The organism is Streptomyces sp. NPDC002324, from assembly GCF_053593335.1.
The window spans coordinates 214,790-230,732 of record NZ_JBSFCF010000005.1 but is presented as its reverse complement, the minus strand read 5'-3'; the positions used below and the strand labels follow the sequence as shown (position 1 = coordinate 230,732).

Sequence of the window (15,943 nt, the reverse complement as noted above, 5' to 3'; positions counted from 1 at the left end):
GGGCCGTAGCGGGTCGTGCGCGATGCGGTGCGGGCAGGCGGACCGCCTGTGCGACTGGTGGTTCAGGCTCCGAGGAGCTTGTTGATCTGAGCGAAGTCGCTGCGGGCGCGGTCCGTGATCAGTGGGAGCCGCTGCCGCAGGGTGGTGCGCAGAGCGGTCGCGTCGGTGTCGTTGACGAGCCGGTCGATGACCGTGGTGTCCTGGGCGAAAGCGCGGACGTCCGCGTGGATGCCGTCGACGTCGACCGTGTGACCGTAGGTTTCGGCGAGCACTCCGTTGAACTTGTGCGAGTGGCCGATCGCGATCGCCGGGGCGCCGCCGGACAGTGCGCCGATCGCGGCGTGCAGGCGCTCGGAGATGACGAGTTCGGCCTGTGACAGCACGCCCTTGTAGTCGGATGCCGTCAGCGCGCCCGGCAGCGCCATGACCTCGGGCAGGCTGGCAGCTTCGGCGATACGGGCGGCGAGGATCCGGTCGTCGTTGTGCGGGCGGGAGTCGTGGCAGTGCGGGACGAGGACGACCGGCATCTTCCGGGTGCGGACGAGGGAGGTGGCGAGTCGCGTCAGTGCTGCCGCGTGCTGGGACTCCTCCAGGGTGCTGAAGCGGGTGATGCCCTGGCTGGGGGCGAGGCAGAGGTAGGGGTCTTCGAGGGCGAGTCCCAGAGGTCTGAGCACGGCCGCTGTTCGCTCGCCAGCGGCTGTCGGCAGCAGGAAGGCGGGGTCGGAGGACAGCCGCACACGGCGTTCGGGAAGGCCGAGCTTGCCCACGAGGTAGTCGAGGGAGACGCTCTCCCGGACGGTGAGGAAATCGCACCGGGTGGCGACCGCGAGCCACGCCTCGGCATCGGCCGGGTCGTCGAAGGGGCCGACGGACTGGCCGATCATGACCGTCGGGATGTCCCGCTGTTGCGCGGCGGTGAGGGCACGAAGGTACGGCGTGGAGACCCCGTAGTCCGAGGTGTGCAGGTCGCCCCCGGTGGCGATGACCAGATCGGTTTCGGCGAGGAGCTGTTCGCGGCGTTCGGCCAGTTCGGCGGGGCTCTCCTGGGGGCGCATCTGCTGCCAGGACCGGGAGACGACGAACGGGTCGGCCACGCAACGGGCGCCGGTGGGGGCGAGGGATTCCGCATCGAGCACCGGGGTCTGGGTGAGGACGGTGACGTTGTCGCCTCCCCCGGGGCCTTCGGTGTTCAGCTGCTCGATGATGGAGCGGGCCAGGGCCTCGACGCCGCGACTCTCACAGCTGGTGACGCCGGTGATCAGGACGTTGGACACAGCAGACCTCTCAGGGATCATCGGGTGAACCGGATGAGTTCGGCCAGAACCGTGCGGTAGTTGAAGCGTTCGTGTACTCGGCGCTGGATGGTCGCCAGCCGCTCGCGGTACCGGATCGGCTCACGGATCATCCGGGCGAGGCTGTCGGCCGGATCGTCGCCGAGCAGGAAGAGCTCCACGTCGTCGCCGTAGAGCGCGGACAGGTAGCCCAGGTCCGGCCAGAGTGCGGGGATGCTGCCCGAGGCGAGGGTTTCGAACATGCGGGGGGTCAGCAGCTCCATCCGCGCGAGCAGCGGACGGGCCAGCACCGGCGTGATCGCCGCCTGGGACATGGTGGAGACCACGTGACCGAACGGAACGGGTGGCGCCACCTCGACACCGTGATCCCGCATCCAGCCGGACACGTTGGCGGTGGCGGTCGGGTGGTCGGGGTGCGGGGCGCCGGTCCACCAGCGTCCGCACACGCGGATGGGTCGGACCGGCGGCTGGGCGGCGGCTGCGGCCCGGATGAGGCTGGTCATCTCGTTCCAGCGCCACCAGTTCGCGCCGACGTACTGCAGTTCGTACGGCAGTGCCCGCGGGGGCGGGAGGTCGCTGGCGAGCCGGTGGATGTCCGGCATTCCGAAGTAGCTGAAGAACTCGGCCCCGTCGGGAAGGCATTCGTTCATGCGCGGCTGCAGGATCAGATCGCTGAGGTCGGCATACAGCTTGTGCCAAGACTCGGTGGTGTCCGCACCCGCGTTGTCGTCCGCGCCGGCGGTGACGTACGGGCCCCAGTGACCGTCGGGATCCACGATGATGCGCCGCTGCCGCGGCACGGCCTCGCAGAGTTCACGCTGCCGGGTCGAGAGGAACTGCCTGCCCTCGAAGACGAGGACCAGGTGGGTGGCCCAGCTGATGTCGTCCACGAGCGGCAGGTGGGCGTTCACCGTGCCGTCCAGGCGCGACAGTTGGCTTGAGACGCCGACCTCGCATTCGGACGCCGAGGCGACCCGGGCGTACTCGGCGATCACGTGGCTGGAGCCCGCGTTCCAGTGGAAGACGCCGGCGAACAGAATCCGGGGCGTGGTCATCGCGCACCCCTTGCCTGCGGTTGAGCGTGGCTGCCCGTCGGCGAGCCGAGCCGGAGGTGGGCACGTCGCCGGGCCCGGATCAGAGGTGCGCGGCGCACGAGCCAGCACACGGCTTTCGCGGTTTCCCAGGTCCCGCGCCACCAGGTGGTCACTCCGCCCACGCCACGTCCGCGCAGATCGTCCCTCAGCCACCGGGACGCCAGGCGCAGCATGGGCAGCGGGCGCCAGTCGATGTCGGTGAGGAGGTAGTAGTAGCGGTTGCGGCGCATCTGGATGCGCCGGTAGCTGCTGCCAGCCGTTCCTCCACCGCCGAAGTGCTGTATGCCGACGTCGAGCAGGAGCGCGACGCGCCATCCGGCCCAGCGGGCGCGGCGGCACAGGTCGGTCTCCTCGTAGTACGTGTGGAAGACCTCGTCGAGGAGTCCGACGGTGCGCAGCAGCGCGGCGCGTACGAAGAAGGCGGAGCCCTGGACGTAGGCGTGCTCCAGGGTGTTCGGGGCCCGGCCTTCGGGTGGGCTGGCCGGCGAGGGGTGGTTCGGCCAGTCGCCGGCGAAGGCGTGCTGCTCGCCCCAGCGCAGAGCGGATTTCGACCAGTCGTTGTACGCGCCCAGAGCGATGCTGCCCGACTCGTCGTACTCGTACTGCATGGGGCCGACCACGCCGTAGTCGGTCCAGGTCTCCATGAACTCGGCCAGGTCGCGCACCAGCGACTTCGGGGTCTGGGTGTCCGGATTGACGAGGAAGACGTAGTCGACGCCCTCGGCGAGGGCCGCGCGCATCCCGATGTTGTTGGCGCGGGCGAAGCCGACGTTGTTCTCGTTCTGGATGACCCGCACCTCGGGAAAACGGTCCTGGACGAAGGCCGTGCTGCCGTCGTGGGAGTCGTTGTCGACGTACCAGACCGTCAGGTCGATCCCGGGGACTTCGCTGTCCAGGAGCGTGGCGAAGCAAGGCTCCAGCCAGCGGGACTCGTTGGTGCCCACCGTGATGGTGGCCACCCGCACCCTGGGACTCTCGCCAGTGGGGTTGGGGGTGGTCACGGCAGCTCCAGCTCAGCGGGGGCGAACTCGACGACGATGCTGCGGCGGATCCTCGGGGAGGCGTTGCGGCGTGAGGCGTGGGCGATGCGGACGTCGTGTACAGCGACGTCACCGGCCGAGAGCGGGAGGGCGCGGACCGGGCCCCGCGCCCGGAGCGCCTCGGCCTCTTCCGCGTCGGGCGTCAGGTGGGAGCCCGGAACGAACTCGAGGCATCCGTTGTCCACGTCGGAGTCGTCAAGGAAGACGCTGAGGTTGCACACGGTGTGCGGAGGAACATTGGTCCGGTCGCGATGCCAGGGCACGGGGGCGGCCACTCCCGGCAGTTTGACGATCATGGCGCAGGCGGTGGCGCGTATGGGCCCGCCGAGGATGGCGACGGCCATCGGGTGCAGCGGGCTGTCGTCGGCGTAGAGGCGTGTTGCCGCCGGGGAGCCCTGGTTCTCCAGGTTGTGGATGCGGTAGAGAACGGGTGCGTCCGTGCCCGCGGGTGTGAAATGCCAGTAGTCGTCCGAGCGGTACCCGTCCTGGGTGAAGCGCCGGATCAGGGCATCAGCCTCCGTGCGGAGGGCTTCGAGGGACTCTCCCGCGATCTTCTGGGATAAGACCGCGTAGCCGTCGGCACGGAAGTCCTGGAGAAACCCGTCGCCGAGCTGCTGCCTGTGCGACAGCGCCTCGGCGGACTCCGTCTTTCGCGGTGCGTGTCGCGTCATCGTTCCCTCACTGCGGTGTCGTTGAGCTGCGCGGCGAACCAGTCGACGGTGGTGCTCAGGCCCTTGCGGGGATCGGTCTCCGGCTTCCAGCCGAACTGCTCCCAGGCGAGGGCGATGTCCGGTCTGCGCCGCTCCGGGTCGTCGACCGGGCGGTCGACGAACTCGACGGGCGCGGCGGACCCAGTCAGTTCACGCACCACGTGTGCGAGTTCCAAGATCGTGGTCTCGGCGGGATTGCCCAGGTTGACGGGGCCGGGGTGGCTGCCCGCGGCGACGGCGAGGATGCCCCGGACCGTGTCGCCGACGTAGCACAGGGACCGCGTCTGCGAGCCGTCGCCAGTGACGGTCAGTGGCTCGCCCGCCAGCGCCTGGCGGATGAAGGTCGGTACCGCTCGCCCGTCCTCCGCGCGCATCCGCGGCCCGAACGTGTTGAAGATCCGCACGATCGCGGTGTCGACACCGTGCTCGGTTCGGTAGGCGGTGGTCGCCGCCTCCGCGAACCTCTTCGCCTCGTCGTACACGCTGCGCGGCCCGACCGGGTTGACATTGCCCCAGTAGGACTCCCGCTGCGGGTGCTCCAGCGGGTCGCCGTACACCTCGGAGGTGGAGGCGAGCACGAAGCGGGCCTTCTTCCCTCTGGCCAACTCCAGGGCGTTGAAGGTTCCCAGGGAACCTGCCTGAAGCGTCTGGACCGGCAGACGCAGGTAGTCCTGCGGAGAGGCCGGCGAGGCGAGGTGGAGTACGAGATCGACTTCCCCGGGTATCGGGATCGGGTCGGTGACGTCGTGGACCAGCAACTCGAACCGGTCGTCCGGCTGACGGTGTACGACGTTGTCCTCCGTGCCCGTAAGGAGGTTGTCCACGCACACCACCTCGACACCGCTGTCGAGCAGCAGATCGCACAGGTGTGAACCGACGAATCCACAACCGCCGGTGACGACCACACGGCGGAAGGGGGCCCGGTTCGAGTCCGGACCGCGCCTCCGTAAAGAGGTACTCATAGTGCCTCATTCCTCACAATGTGAACGAAAGTTGGCATGGCTGTGCCACACAGCAGGTGTGGCGAGAAGTGCTACGAGCTCAGCGGCGTTCGGCAGGGCCGGCGTGCAGCCGCAGTGCCCGGTGAGCGCGACCAGGAGCAGTCTTCGGTCGGTCTCGGAGATTTCGCCGTTGTCCCTCAGCGGGGTTCGGCGACAGCCTGGTCAATCACTTCGACGACGGCATCGTCATCGGCCGACCGGGCTTCACCCCGTCGCGCCGGAGGCCCCTGTGGTTCTATCGGCGTCGGCGCGAGTTCGGTCTGTGACCAGGCCGTCGTCCTTGACGGCATACGGGCCCGGCCAGCCGCTGAAGCAGTGGTGGACGATGCGGCGTGCCACGCCGGCAGCGACCGGTTCGGCCGCCAGGGAGCACCGGAGCCGAGGCGTCCTTGTGGACTGCCTGGTGTTGAGCGTCAAGGTCATCATCTGGCCCTTGCCAGACGTGGTCCCTTGCCTACGCACGGCTTCACCTCCATGGGGAGCCACCGCGAGATGCGGAGCACGCGCGGTTGGCCCGCACTCCACAATGACGCTGAACAGCCCTCCTGCTTATGAGTGTTTATGAGCGTGCTGCCGTCGCCCCGTCCGACAGGCGTTCGTGCACGTGGACCGCGCTCCTGGTCCCCGGGGCGAGGTTCCTTATGTACGTGATGGCCTCCGCGGAGCGGCCGGTGCAGGTGAATCCGGACTTGATCAGCACTCGCCCCGAAGCGTGGTTGTCGGGGTGGTGCTTGGCGTCAACGGAGGCCAGGTCGAGTGTGGTGGAGGCGAAGTCGAGCACGAGCGCCACCGCCGTGGTGGCGTACCCGTGACCCCATGCGTCGTCTCGAACGATGTAGCTGAGCGCCGCCGAGGTACGGGCGGGGTGTAGCTTGATCACGCCGACCAGGTCGTCGGTGTGTTCGATGCCGAAGCAGTACAGCATCCGTGGCGTCGCACGACTTTCGGCGATGCGATCGGTCACCCAAGAGGCGGCGTTCTCAGCGGTCAGGGGTGCTCGCGGCAGGTACCTCACGGAAGCGGCGCTGTAGATGCGTCGGACCGCTGGTGCGTCGGTCAGGGTCACCTCGCGGAGCGAGATCACGGCTCAACCTTGAGCAGGAGCTCCGCCAGCTCGCCGGCCGTGGGCCTGTCCTCGGGTACGGCAGCGAGCGCGGGCCGGAGGGCGTCCTGGAGCTCGGGCCACACGGTCGGCGCGAACGGCAGACGGCCAGTGGCGATCGCGTCTCGAACCCCGTCCGGGCCCGCGGCCTTCCGGTCGATACCCGCTGCCTTGTAGTCGAGCGGCCAGCCTCCCGAGGCGCACGTCCACAGGACACCGGCGAGGGCGTACGTGTCGCTGGCGCGCGTCGGTGCCACCGGACCGTCTCCGTGTGCGACGGCGGCAGCGAGTTCCGGCGCCATGAGGTGCACGATGCCACCGCTGAAGCCGCTGACCGGCTCCTCGCCCTCACGCCAGGACCAGGCGAAGTCGATCAGGCGGACGCCCGCCGGGGTGTGGATGCCGTGGGAAGGCTGGAGGTCGGCGTGGATCCATCCAGAGGCGTGCAGGTCGGCGACTGACCGGCACAGGTCAGCGCCACCTCGGAGAGCGGCCTCACGTCCGCCAGTGCCCTCGCGAGCGGGGGTGAAGACCGCCCAGGTGGAGGGGCCGGTGAACCAGGGTGTGACGAGCCACGAGCCGCCGTCGTACGAACCCGAGACCGCCTCGTATTCGGCAACGCCCATGGCCACCAAGGTGGTTGCCTCTCGCAGAGTGGCGGCCACACCGTCGTCGTATCCGATTTTCACCGCGACCGTGCCCTCGGGGCCGGCGGCCTTCCAGACCGCGGAGCCACGCCGGTTGGTCAGCTCCTTCAGGTCGACAGTGCCGCCGCAGGCGGCTTCCGCTGCTGCGAGGGCTTCGGGGGGACAGGGAGGGAACGCGACCATGCCTTTACCGCCTGCCAATCGTGTGGGATTCGCTCGAGGACATCGCTCCCATCGTCTACCGCGACCGAGAGGGCATCCGCGAGATCAGGGGTGTCCTTCAGGAACTGAGGGTCGCGGGCTCTCACGGCGGGACGAACAGGGAGGAACGAACACGGGGGAGGCGGGATCGGGCGGCTTGATCTGTCGAGCCGCTGCTCGCCTCCCTGGAACTTCCCGAACATGACACCCACAGGGCCGTACAGGTTCTTCAGTGCCCAGTGCGGCCACGCCATCAACTCACGGTGTTCGACTCCTTGGACGTCCCCCAGGATGACGACGTTCTCACAGACGAGAGCGCCTCTCGGGCGAGACGCGAGTGGACGAACCCACTCCGCGGCCTGCACTCCCGCATGGAACAGACCAGCTTCCACGGACTCGGGATCGCTGCTTGCGATCTCGTACACCGTCCAGGCCGTCAGACCGTGTCGAAGGGAAGGCACGAGGTAGGGGCAGTGCGCGGACACACGGTCGATGTAGTCCGTGATGTCCACGGTCCGCGGAGCCGTGGTACGTGCCTCGACCAGGCGGAGCGCCCTGGCACGGGACCAGGACGCTCCGGTCAGAGGGCCGGTCGTCATCCGGCCGCGAGTGCCGAGATCTTCGGTGCGACGTCGCCGCCGTCGCCCGGGATGGGGCTGCAGTCCCACTCCGCCCACACCTCGCCGGTCTCGCGGTAGCGCGCCATGGCCCGCTGGTCGAGCACCCCGTCCGCGCCGGTGAACCACACCTCGGGCAGCGGGCCGAACATCTCCACGTAGGCGTCGACCCAGGAGATCCGGCCGTAGCCGGTGTTCTCCACGTGGTTGATCAGCCGGCCGGCGCTCCGCGCGCAGAACTCCGCGTACTCGGGCTTGTCCAGGAGCTGGTGCCACTCGGCGTCGATGGCGGCCGAGAACATCTCGGGGGCGACCTGGCCAGCGTCGAACTGCCGGACCGAGACCTGGAAGAACTTGCCCAGCTCGGTCCTCTCGGGGGTCTGGACAGCGGTCACGCTGAACTCCTCTCATCTGGCGGAAGCGATCTTAGAACGAGTGCCGAGAATCCCTCGGGACTGACTCCCGAGGCCGGTTGGCGCCCGCCGGGCAGTTGGTCGCGGAAACTCGACGGGCCCCGCGCGGCTGCGCCGACCGGTCAGGTCTGGGGCTCTTGGATGACCGGCATCTCGTGGTGGAGACCCTTCCAGTTCGCACACATCGTGAGCGGACAGGTTGTCCGCAGGTTTTCGGAGCGAGGAGAGTTGACGGATCAGCATGCCGTGCTATGGGCGGCGAACCAACTGCGCGCATTCGGCGTGCAGTTGAGGGCCGGTTCAGGAACCCGAAGAAGGGCTTTCAAGGGATCGGCCACCTTGCTACCGAGCTTCCGCTGCCGTGTTTGGGTGATCGGCCGACGCGGCAAAGTAGTCCTGTGGAAAGTTCGGCAGCTGGGGGATACGCCTGATCACCTAGGGGTGAGACCGGGATGGCTCGCGGGGTGGAGCGGCACTGTTCGACGTGCCGTGCGACGCTCAGCCGATTCAACGTAGGACCGCGGTGTGGGCCCTGCCAGAGGGGCGGTGCAGTACCCCGAGTCGGACGTGAGTTCTGGGTGGAACCCGCAGTCGTGGCAGCGATCCGTGCCTGGGATCTCGGGTTGGTCGTGCGGCTCTTTCGGCAACACACCGGCCTCTCACAGGCAGCGGTCGCCCGGCTCGTCAACATCGACCAAGCCGAAGTGAGCCGGCTGGAGCGCGGCCGGAAGAAGATCCGCGACCGTCGCCAGCTCGCACAGTGGAGCGAGGCCCTTGGGGTGCCTGACGGCCTCCTGGGACCGTTACCCGACGTCGACCGGCCGTCGCCGATGGCGGACAGCCTGGGCAACCACCTGACGCTTCCTGACGGACGCGGGCAACTCCTGCTGCCCGCCGGGCGGAACCTGCCGCCTACGGCGCTTCCCACGCTGACAGGGCCAGTCGCCTCCTTACAGGGCGACGCTCTGCTTCTCGCGTCGAGCGGGGAGGCCGAGGCATGGAGTCGGATGCCGCTCAGGGCCCTGCTCGCCGTGCACCACAGCGGAGACGGGACACAGCGGTACTTCGTCACGGACGCGCGCGGGGGCGTCCGTGACGAAGCCGGAAGCCCCTTCGCCATTCCCATGGCCTACGAGTTCGACGACTTCACCTTGGGGATCCTCTGGGCTGCGGCAGGGTTCGACTCCGCCATCCTTGGCGACGACGCTGCGCTTTACGGAGAACCGGACCTTCCGTCACAGGACTTGTCGGGAGTAGGCCGTCAGTCGGTCACTCTCGACGGCCTCACCGACGGCTCCCAGATGCTCGTCGGCTCGCGGGCATGCGCCCGGTTCATCCTCGACCAGCGCGACGAGCTGGCCGGTGATCCGGTCTTCTGGACCCGCGAACAGCGAGGGGAGGAAGCCGCGACCTGGCTGCTCTTCGAGCACAAGCACCGCTACCTTGAGCTGATGGCTCCCGCACGAGCACACGACGGTGTCGGGCGAGCTTTCTGCGTTCCCCACCAAGAGGTCGCCGCCTCGCCCATGTACGAGCGCGTGTTGCTGTTCCTCGCGATCGCGCTGATGGAGTCGTACGGCATCACGACCTGGGTGACCGACGAGGCGGACCTCCAGCAGACGGAGGGCTTCGCGCTCGTTCCTGGTCACCGGGCGGCCATAGCGACCTGGGTACGCGCTGAATCCGCGCCCCAGACCGCTCTGACTTCCGGGGCGCGTTCCCTGCGGGCCTTCGCGGGCATCACGGGCCACGCGCGAGCACATAGCGTCACCATGGGATCGACCTCCGGGGAGCGCATGGCGGCGACTTCGGACTATCTCGGCCTTGACCGAGCTTGGTTGACTCACCGCTGCGGTCAGCTTGCCGCTGTGGGAACCACCGGCCTCGCCAGACCACGAAGCCGCCACCTCAGCCTTGATGCCTTGGACCGGGCTTGCGCGTACGTGGCGGCCGAGTTGCGGTCCGAGGCCGGTGACCCTGTGGGAGCGACCCGATAGCCTGCACGGAAAGATCTCCGAGGACGAGATCCAACCAGGCTGCGTGGATCGGAAGTTGGGGCGATGGCAGGCGTGACACGAACGGTAGCTGTCTACTCTCTCGGCGGCACCATCGCCATGACCACCGACCCGGGGACCGGAGGAGTCGTGCCGGCTCTCTCCGCCCATGACCTTCTCGCGGCTGTCCCTGGCCTGGATGGTCACGGCATCGACCTGCGCGTGCACGACTTCCGCCGGGTGCCTGGTGCCTCGCTCACCTTCGACGACCTCACGGAGCTCGGCACGGAGATTGGGAAGGTCCTCGACGGCGGCGACGTAGACGGGATCGTGATCACACAGGGCACCGACACCATTGAGGAGACGGCGTTCTTCCTCGACCTCCGCCACGGTCACAACCAGCCGGTCGTCGTAACCGGTGCCATGCGCAACCCCACCATGGCCGGCCCTGACGGACCGGCCAACCTGTACGCGGCCGTTGTCGCGGCAGCCGATCCGCAACTGCGTGGAGCCGGGGTGCTGGTCGTCCTGAATGACGAGATCCACGCGGCACGGCATGTCCGTAAGGCGCACACCACCAGCCCTGCCGCCTTCGCGTCACCCGGCGCCGGACCCATCGGCCGGATCGCGGAGGACCGGGTACGGCTGGCTTCCCCGTTGCCCGATCGATTCGTTCCCTTGGCACCGGCCGTCCGTGACCCTCGCGTGGGCCTTTACACGGTCAGCCTCGGCGACGACGGCGCGCTGCTCGAAGCCTGGTCCGGCCAGTGCGACGGTCTCGTCGTCGCTGCCTTCGGCGTTGGACACGTCCCACAGCGACTTGTCGAGAGCCTCGAACGGCTCGCCGTACGTGTTCCCGTCGTCCTCGCCTCGCGCATCGGCAACGGCCCGGTCCTGACCGGAACGTACGGTTTCCCCGGGTCGGAGAAGGACTTGATCAGCCGGGGGCTCATCCCGGCCGGCGACCTCGGCCCGTACCAGGCACGCCTCTTGCTTCAGGCGCTGCTCGCCCAGGACGTGGGCCGCGAGAGCATCGCTGAGAAGTTCGCCGTTTCCGCGCGCTGATTCCGCACGTTAGCCACGCCCGAGAGGACCCGCATGCGTGCCCATGAACTGACCACCGGCCGGACGTTCGGCGTCACCTTCGACCACGGCGAGGACTTCTTCGACGCGCTCTCCGCGTTCTGCCGTGACCAAGGAGTGCGGCAGGGCTACATTCCCTCGTTCATCGGTGCGTTCGCCGAAGCCGAGATCGTCGGCGCCTGCGAGAAACTCGAAGACCCGGACGCCCCGGTCTGGGCCAAGACGTATGTCACCAACGTCGAAGCCTTCGGTGCTGGGACAATCGCCCACGATCCGGAGACGGGAGGCATCCTGCCGCACATCCACGTCTCCGCCGGGCTGAAGGCACAGTCGGCCGACGGCCGAACCAGTCACCTCCTGAGCGCCAAGGTCCAGTTCCTCAGCGAGCTCTTCGTCGTGGAAGTGATCTCACCGGTCATGACCCGGCCTCGAAATCCTGAACTGTACGACGTGCCACTGCTCACTTTCGGCGCTCCGGAGTGATGCCCTCGTGGATAGACAAGGTCGTGATCACGGACGACGGCGAGCACACGCATGAACTCGCCGAGGTCGAGCTCGGTGCGGAGTCGGCTGCCGTAGAGGGGCGTGACCTGCCAGCATCTGGTGCCGCATCAGGCACCTTTCGCCTCGTTCCTGTCAGACTGCTCGGATGATCGTCAGACTCGCGGGAGATGAAGACTTCCCTGGCTTCCTTGGCCTGGCGGCCCAGGTTGAGCATTGGTTCGGTCCGATGGTCGAGGAAGTCGGCTTCCATGACGCTGTGCGCAAGCACATGCGTCGGTCCACGGCGCTCGCCGCTGTTTCCTCGGGGCCGGATCTCCTCGGTGGGCTGCTGTTCGGAGCGAAGGCGTCGACCTACCGAGTTCACTGGCTTGTCGTCTCGGAGCAGGCACGAGGGAAGGGTGTCGGTCGTGCACTGATGTCGGACGCGATGCGTAGGTGGGTGCAGGGTCCGGGCACCATTGAGGTCGTCACTTTCGGCGCAGAACACCCCGGCGCTTTCGTCAGCGGCGCGCGTGTCTTCTACGAGCGACTCGGCTTCACCCCTGCCGAGGCTGTCGGTCCAGGGCCGGAAGGCGGTTCCCGGCAGATCTATCGCCGGGCCGTCACCTGATTCACGCGATGTTGGCCCTGGCGTCCACGGTTCAGAGGGCGGCCGGCCAAAGACATGAGGCAACACATTCAGTAGTCCCGTCACGCGAAGTACGTGAGCACTATCCGTAACGGATGTGGCTTGTCGATCGCGGCAGTCGAAGAGAAGCGCGGACAATCTGTCCGTAAGTAATTGTTCCCCAAGCTCTTGACGACCGAGACGCAATGACCCTCAAATCTGGACCATTTAACCCCAACTTGCCGTTTTTGCGAAGTTTTCTAAACCGTGTTGGGCGTCTCGGACGCGATGCTAAGGGGCTTCCCCCTTAGCCGCCCCGCTGCCAGCTCCGTTAACACTTGGTGACTAGGGGCGCGCGTTAGGGCGTTTTCCGTACCCTGAGGCGAGTGCTTCATCGCGAAGGGACAGATCCACCGATGAGTGAAAACCTGACGCTGGGAGATCGTCTCCGTACAGCACGCAGGACACGGAAGCTGTCTGCTGCTCAACTGGCACAGAAGGTCGCAGTCTCCCCGAGCTACGTGCAGAAGTTGGAGTCCGGTGCGCGGAAGGCTTCACCGTCGCTGGTGCTGGCACTCGCGAAGGCGCTGCGCTTCGGCCCCGAGGTCCTGACCGGCCAGCCTTACTACGGTGAGCCGGAAGCCGAAGACGGCGTCCACGCCGTCATCCCTGAACTTCGCCGCCTCCTGCTCTGCTACGACAGCCCCGACGACTTGGAGATCGCACCCCGTGCGCTTCCCGTGCTCGCCTCGGAAGTCGACCAGGTGGCGGCCCTGCGCCGTGACGCCCGCTACGCGCCGATGGGCCCCCTGCTGCCGCCGATCATCACCGAGTTGACGCACGTAGCCCTTGGCGGCGGCAATGGCGACCAGACCAAGGCGTTCTGGCACCTGGCGCGCGCCTATCGTGCCGTGAACTCCCTGGCCCACAAGATGGGTCACCACGACCTGTCGAACACGGCACTGGAACGCGTCCGTTGGGCGGCCGACCGCTCCGGCGACCCGCTGATGCAGTTCACGGCGGGTTACCTCGTCGCGGGAGCGATGCTCCGCCAGGGCGCGTACTCGCCCGCACGTCGCAAGCTCCTCGCCCTGCGGACCGAGCTGGAGCGGTTCCAGCCGGAACGCTCCTTCACCCAGGACTCGCTTGCCGTCGACGGCGCGCTGCTGCTGAAGCTGGCCGTTCTCGAAGCCCGTGAGAACAACTCCGATCGCGCCGACGACTACCTCCGGGAGGCGGAGCAGGTCGCGGGCATGGCAGGCAACCGCGACTCCCTGGCCTACGAGATGTCGTTCGGCCCGACGAACATCCGCATCCACGAGGTGCACGCGATGATCGACATGGGTGACACCGAGCAGGCTCTCGCCCGCCTCACCGAATGGTCTCCGGTTTCCGGCGGCGAGTGGGCGCCGCCCAGTACGACCGTCGGTGAACGGTCGAGCCACCACTTCATCGACGTGGCCTCCGCGAAGCTTGCTGTGGGCGACCGGCCCGGTGCCTTCGCGGATCTCAAGCGTGCGCGGAAGGTCGCGCCGAACCACACGCGGTTCCACCCGTCCGTCCGCGAGACGACTGCGGCGCTGCTCAGGATGGACGCCCATCCTTCCAACGAGCTGTCTGCGTTCGGCAGTTGGACGGGACTTAGCACAACCTGAGCTTGTGTCAAGGGCTTTGGTGAGCGAACCCCACGGACAGTCTGTCCGCGCACAATAGCTTGCTGAATGGAATGGTCTCCTCACACCCAGTGGTGAGGAGGCCTTTTCCATGTCCGACGACAATCCCGCAGCTCGCGCGGTCCCGCCGCGCTGGATGCCCATCGGCGAGGAGCCGGAGCTGTGCTCGGCCGGCGAGTGGTGGGATGCCGTACGCGCCGTGGAGGCCGTGGGCCGGCGCGCGATCGAGATCCTCGGCGAGGGTGACGAACCGGTCGGCCCGGTGATCCTGGACCACGAGGGTCCGGAGCCCCGGCTGTACTTCCTGGTTCCGGTGGGCACCGCGGCCCGCTGGGAGGAACCGGGGACCGTTGCCCTGGGGCAGAAGTGCCACGTCGTCGTGCCGTCCGCCGAGAGCACGACGCCTCCCGGGATGCACTGGCACGTCTTCCCCCAAGCCCCGCGATCGTTGACCCGGGCCGATGCTCTGCGCCGCGCGCTGAGCCAGGCTCGTAGGGAGCGACGGGGGTCTGCGGAGGAAGCGGCCTTCTGATGGCTCTGAGCATCTCTCTCGTCCTGGTGCTCGGCATCCTCGTGGTCGTTCTGATCCGCGGGAAGTCAGTGAAACCCGGACCCGCGATCGTCTGCGTGTTCTTCGGGTTCTTCCTGGCGAGCACCTCCATGGCCCCGAGCATCAACCGATTCATGACCAGCATCGCGGACATGATCGGCCAGATTCGTTTCTAGGCTGCCCGGCTCGGTCACCCCTCCTTCCGCCTCCCGGCGGGGGTGCACGCCACCCCCTGCGCGGACCCAATCCCCCAACCCGCCTGAGGCCTTCGATGACATCGACGTCCAACCCAGAGAGCACGACGCCACCTCGCACGGTTCGAACACATTCGACGGGCAGCCTCGATCTCGCGTACCGCCACCGCTCTGTTCGTCGCGAGGGACTCTGATGCGCCTCGTGTATCACCCCGCCAGCCACGACGACGCCCTGGGCGTGGCCCTGGTTGAGTTGCAGGCCGGCCGCTGGAGAACGGCACGGCAACTGCTGCTGGGTACGGCCACGCATTGGGCACTGCGAACGTCACGCACCCAGCTGCTGGCGGTGGCAGCCGCCCGGTCGGATGTGGTGGGCGTGTGGCTCGGCGAAGAGCCTGGCAGCTATGACGCGCAGTTGATGGGTGCCCGCGTGGCTGTCGAGCGGGCGTTGCGCGCGCACAAACAACGGCATCCGCAGACGCTGGAGTTCGAGTTCAGGGCTCGGCGTGATGCGCTGCTGGCGGCTCGTCGCGCGCCGCATGATCCCGTGCCATGGGTGTGCCTCCTGGCTCTGGCACAGATCGACACGCGGCAGCAGCGCCAGGAACACCGGGTGAACCCCGGCGAGCCGATGCTGCCCAACGGTCCGTGGGGGCTGTTGTACGAGGTCAACCGGCGTGATCCGTACAACCGTGAGGCCTACCACCGGGTGCTGCAGTTCATGCTCTCCCTGGAGGGCCCGCCGGGCGCTTCCCTGGCCGCGGTCTTCGACTTCGGTCGGTCTGTCGCCTCGCAACGGCCTGTCGGATCGTCTCTGCTGCTTCTCCCCGCGTACGCGCAGATCGAGCAGCGACGGCGATCGCGCGCCGATCCGCTGTGGCGGCGGCAGTGGGCGCAGGAGTCGACGCTCGACTACACGCTGACCGCCTTCCACGACTGGTTCCACAAAACGCACGGCGAGCAGCGCTCAGTGGCTGACCTGAGCCTTCTTGCCTACGCGTTGTGGGCCGGCCACCAATATCTGGAAGCCGCCGAAGTGTTCGAGGCGATGGGCCCGTACGCGGCCCGCGAGCCGTGGGCGTCGGTGCATGAAGGGGCCGTAGGGCCAGACCCGGGTGAGGCGCTGCTCCTTCGAGCGCGCGCCGAGTCCCTTTCCTACGCCCGTACCCGTGGGCCGCGCGCCGGGCCGCACCCGTAACCGGAATCCGTTTCCACGAAGGC

The 15,943-nt window shown here is 67.9% G+C and carries 16 protein-coding genes; 8 read left to right on the top strand and 8 right to left on the bottom strand.

Features of this window, described 5'->3' with window-relative positions:
• Window positions 1-62 precede the first annotated feature (62 nt).
• The 8 genes from ACWCRJ_RS10235 to ACWCRJ_RS10200 form a co-directional block, all read right to left on the bottom strand.
• The gene (locus ACWCRJ_RS10235) at window positions 63-1,295 is read right to left on the bottom strand and encodes a polysaccharide pyruvyl transferase family protein (protein ID WP_450938842.1); all 1,233 of its coding nucleotides are present in this window, start codon (window positions 1,293-1,295) and stop codon (window positions 63-65) included.
• Entirely contained in the window at window positions 1,292-2,347 is a 1,056-nt protein-coding gene (locus tag ACWCRJ_RS10230; RefSeq protein ID WP_450938841.1) for a glycosyltransferase family protein, read from the bottom strand. The genes ACWCRJ_RS10235 and ACWCRJ_RS10230 overlap by 4 nt, the downstream gene beginning before the upstream one ends.
• Complete coding sequence (locus tag ACWCRJ_RS10225) at window positions 2,344-3,387, bottom strand: glycosyltransferase family 2 protein (RefSeq protein ID WP_450938840.1); 1,044 nt, start codon at window positions 3,385-3,387, stop codon at window positions 2,344-2,346. The genes ACWCRJ_RS10230 and ACWCRJ_RS10225 overlap by 4 nt, the downstream gene beginning before the upstream one ends.
• On the bottom strand, window positions 3,384-4,097 hold the full coding sequence (locus tag ACWCRJ_RS10220; protein ID WP_450938839.1) for a phytanoyl-CoA dioxygenase family protein: 714 nt from the start codon (window positions 4,095-4,097) through the stop codon (window positions 3,384-3,386). Before ACWCRJ_RS10220 ends, ACWCRJ_RS10225 begins: the two co-directional genes overlap by 4 nt.
• Window positions 4,094-5,098 carry a UDP-glucuronic acid decarboxylase family protein gene (locus tag ACWCRJ_RS10215; RefSeq protein WP_450938838.1) on the bottom strand — a complete coding sequence of 335 codons (1,005 nt, stop codon included), beginning with the start codon at window positions 5,096-5,098 and terminating at the stop codon, window positions 4,094-4,096. Before ACWCRJ_RS10215 ends, ACWCRJ_RS10220 begins: the two co-directional genes overlap by 4 nt.
• 598 nt (window positions 5,099-5,696) lie before the next feature.
• Window positions 5,697-6,203 carry a GNAT family N-acetyltransferase gene (locus ACWCRJ_RS10210; RefSeq protein ID WP_450938920.1) on the bottom strand — a complete coding sequence of 169 codons (507 nt, stop codon included), beginning with the start codon at window positions 6,201-6,203 and terminating at the stop codon, window positions 5,697-5,699.
• Window positions 6,204-6,217: 14 nt separating this feature from the next.
• Entirely contained in the window at window positions 6,218-7,069 is an 852-nt protein-coding gene (locus tag ACWCRJ_RS10205) for a hypothetical protein (RefSeq protein ID WP_450938837.1), read from the bottom strand.
• Between the two features lie 613 nt (window positions 7,070-7,682).
• The gene (locus ACWCRJ_RS10200) at window positions 7,683-8,099 is read right to left on the bottom strand and encodes a hypothetical protein (RefSeq protein WP_390677397.1); all 417 of its coding nucleotides are present in this window, start codon (window positions 8,097-8,099) and stop codon (window positions 7,683-7,685) included.
• 611 nt (window positions 8,100-8,710) lie between these two features.
• Between ACWCRJ_RS10200 and ACWCRJ_RS10195 the strand changes: the two genes are divergently transcribed.
• From ACWCRJ_RS10195 to ACWCRJ_RS10160, 8 genes are all read left to right on the top strand, one after another.
• Complete coding sequence (locus ACWCRJ_RS10195) at window positions 8,711-10,114, top strand: helix-turn-helix domain-containing protein (protein WP_450938836.1); 1,404 nt, start codon at window positions 8,711-8,713, stop codon at window positions 10,112-10,114.
• 63 nt (window positions 10,115-10,177) lie between these two features.
• Window positions 10,178-11,176, top strand: a complete 999-nt coding sequence (locus ACWCRJ_RS10190) for an asparaginase (RefSeq protein ID WP_450938835.1) — start codon at window positions 10,178-10,180, stop codon at window positions 11,174-11,176.
• 33 nt (window positions 11,177-11,209) lie between these two features.
• Window positions 11,210-11,677, top strand: a complete 468-nt coding sequence (locus tag ACWCRJ_RS10185; RefSeq protein ID WP_450938834.1) for a PPC domain-containing DNA-binding protein — start codon at window positions 11,210-11,212, stop codon at window positions 11,675-11,677.
• A gap of 166 nt (window positions 11,678-11,843) precedes the next feature.
• Window positions 11,844-12,308, top strand: a complete 465-nt coding sequence (locus tag ACWCRJ_RS10180) for a GNAT family N-acetyltransferase (protein WP_450938833.1) — start codon at window positions 11,844-11,846, stop codon at window positions 12,306-12,308.
• Between the two features lie 413 nt (window positions 12,309-12,721).
• Window positions 12,722-13,960, top strand: a complete 1,239-nt coding sequence (locus tag ACWCRJ_RS10175) for a helix-turn-helix domain-containing protein (RefSeq protein ID WP_450938832.1) — start codon at window positions 12,722-12,724, stop codon at window positions 13,958-13,960.
• Between the two features lie 109 nt (window positions 13,961-14,069).
• The gene (locus tag ACWCRJ_RS10170) at window positions 14,070-14,510 is read left to right on the top strand and encodes a hypothetical protein (protein WP_450938831.1); all 441 of its coding nucleotides are present in this window, start codon (window positions 14,070-14,072) and stop codon (window positions 14,508-14,510) included.
• Window positions 14,510-14,704 carry a hypothetical protein gene (locus ACWCRJ_RS10165; RefSeq protein ID WP_450938830.1) on the top strand — a complete coding sequence of 65 codons (195 nt, stop codon included), beginning with the start codon at window positions 14,510-14,512 and terminating at the stop codon, window positions 14,702-14,704. Before ACWCRJ_RS10170 ends, ACWCRJ_RS10165 begins: the two co-directional genes overlap by 1 nt.
• Window positions 14,705-14,915: 211 nt before the next feature.
• Entirely contained in the window at window positions 14,916-15,920 is a 1,005-nt protein-coding gene (locus ACWCRJ_RS10160) for a hypothetical protein (RefSeq protein ID WP_450938829.1), read from the top strand.
• Window positions 15,921-15,943 lie beyond the last annotated feature (23 nt).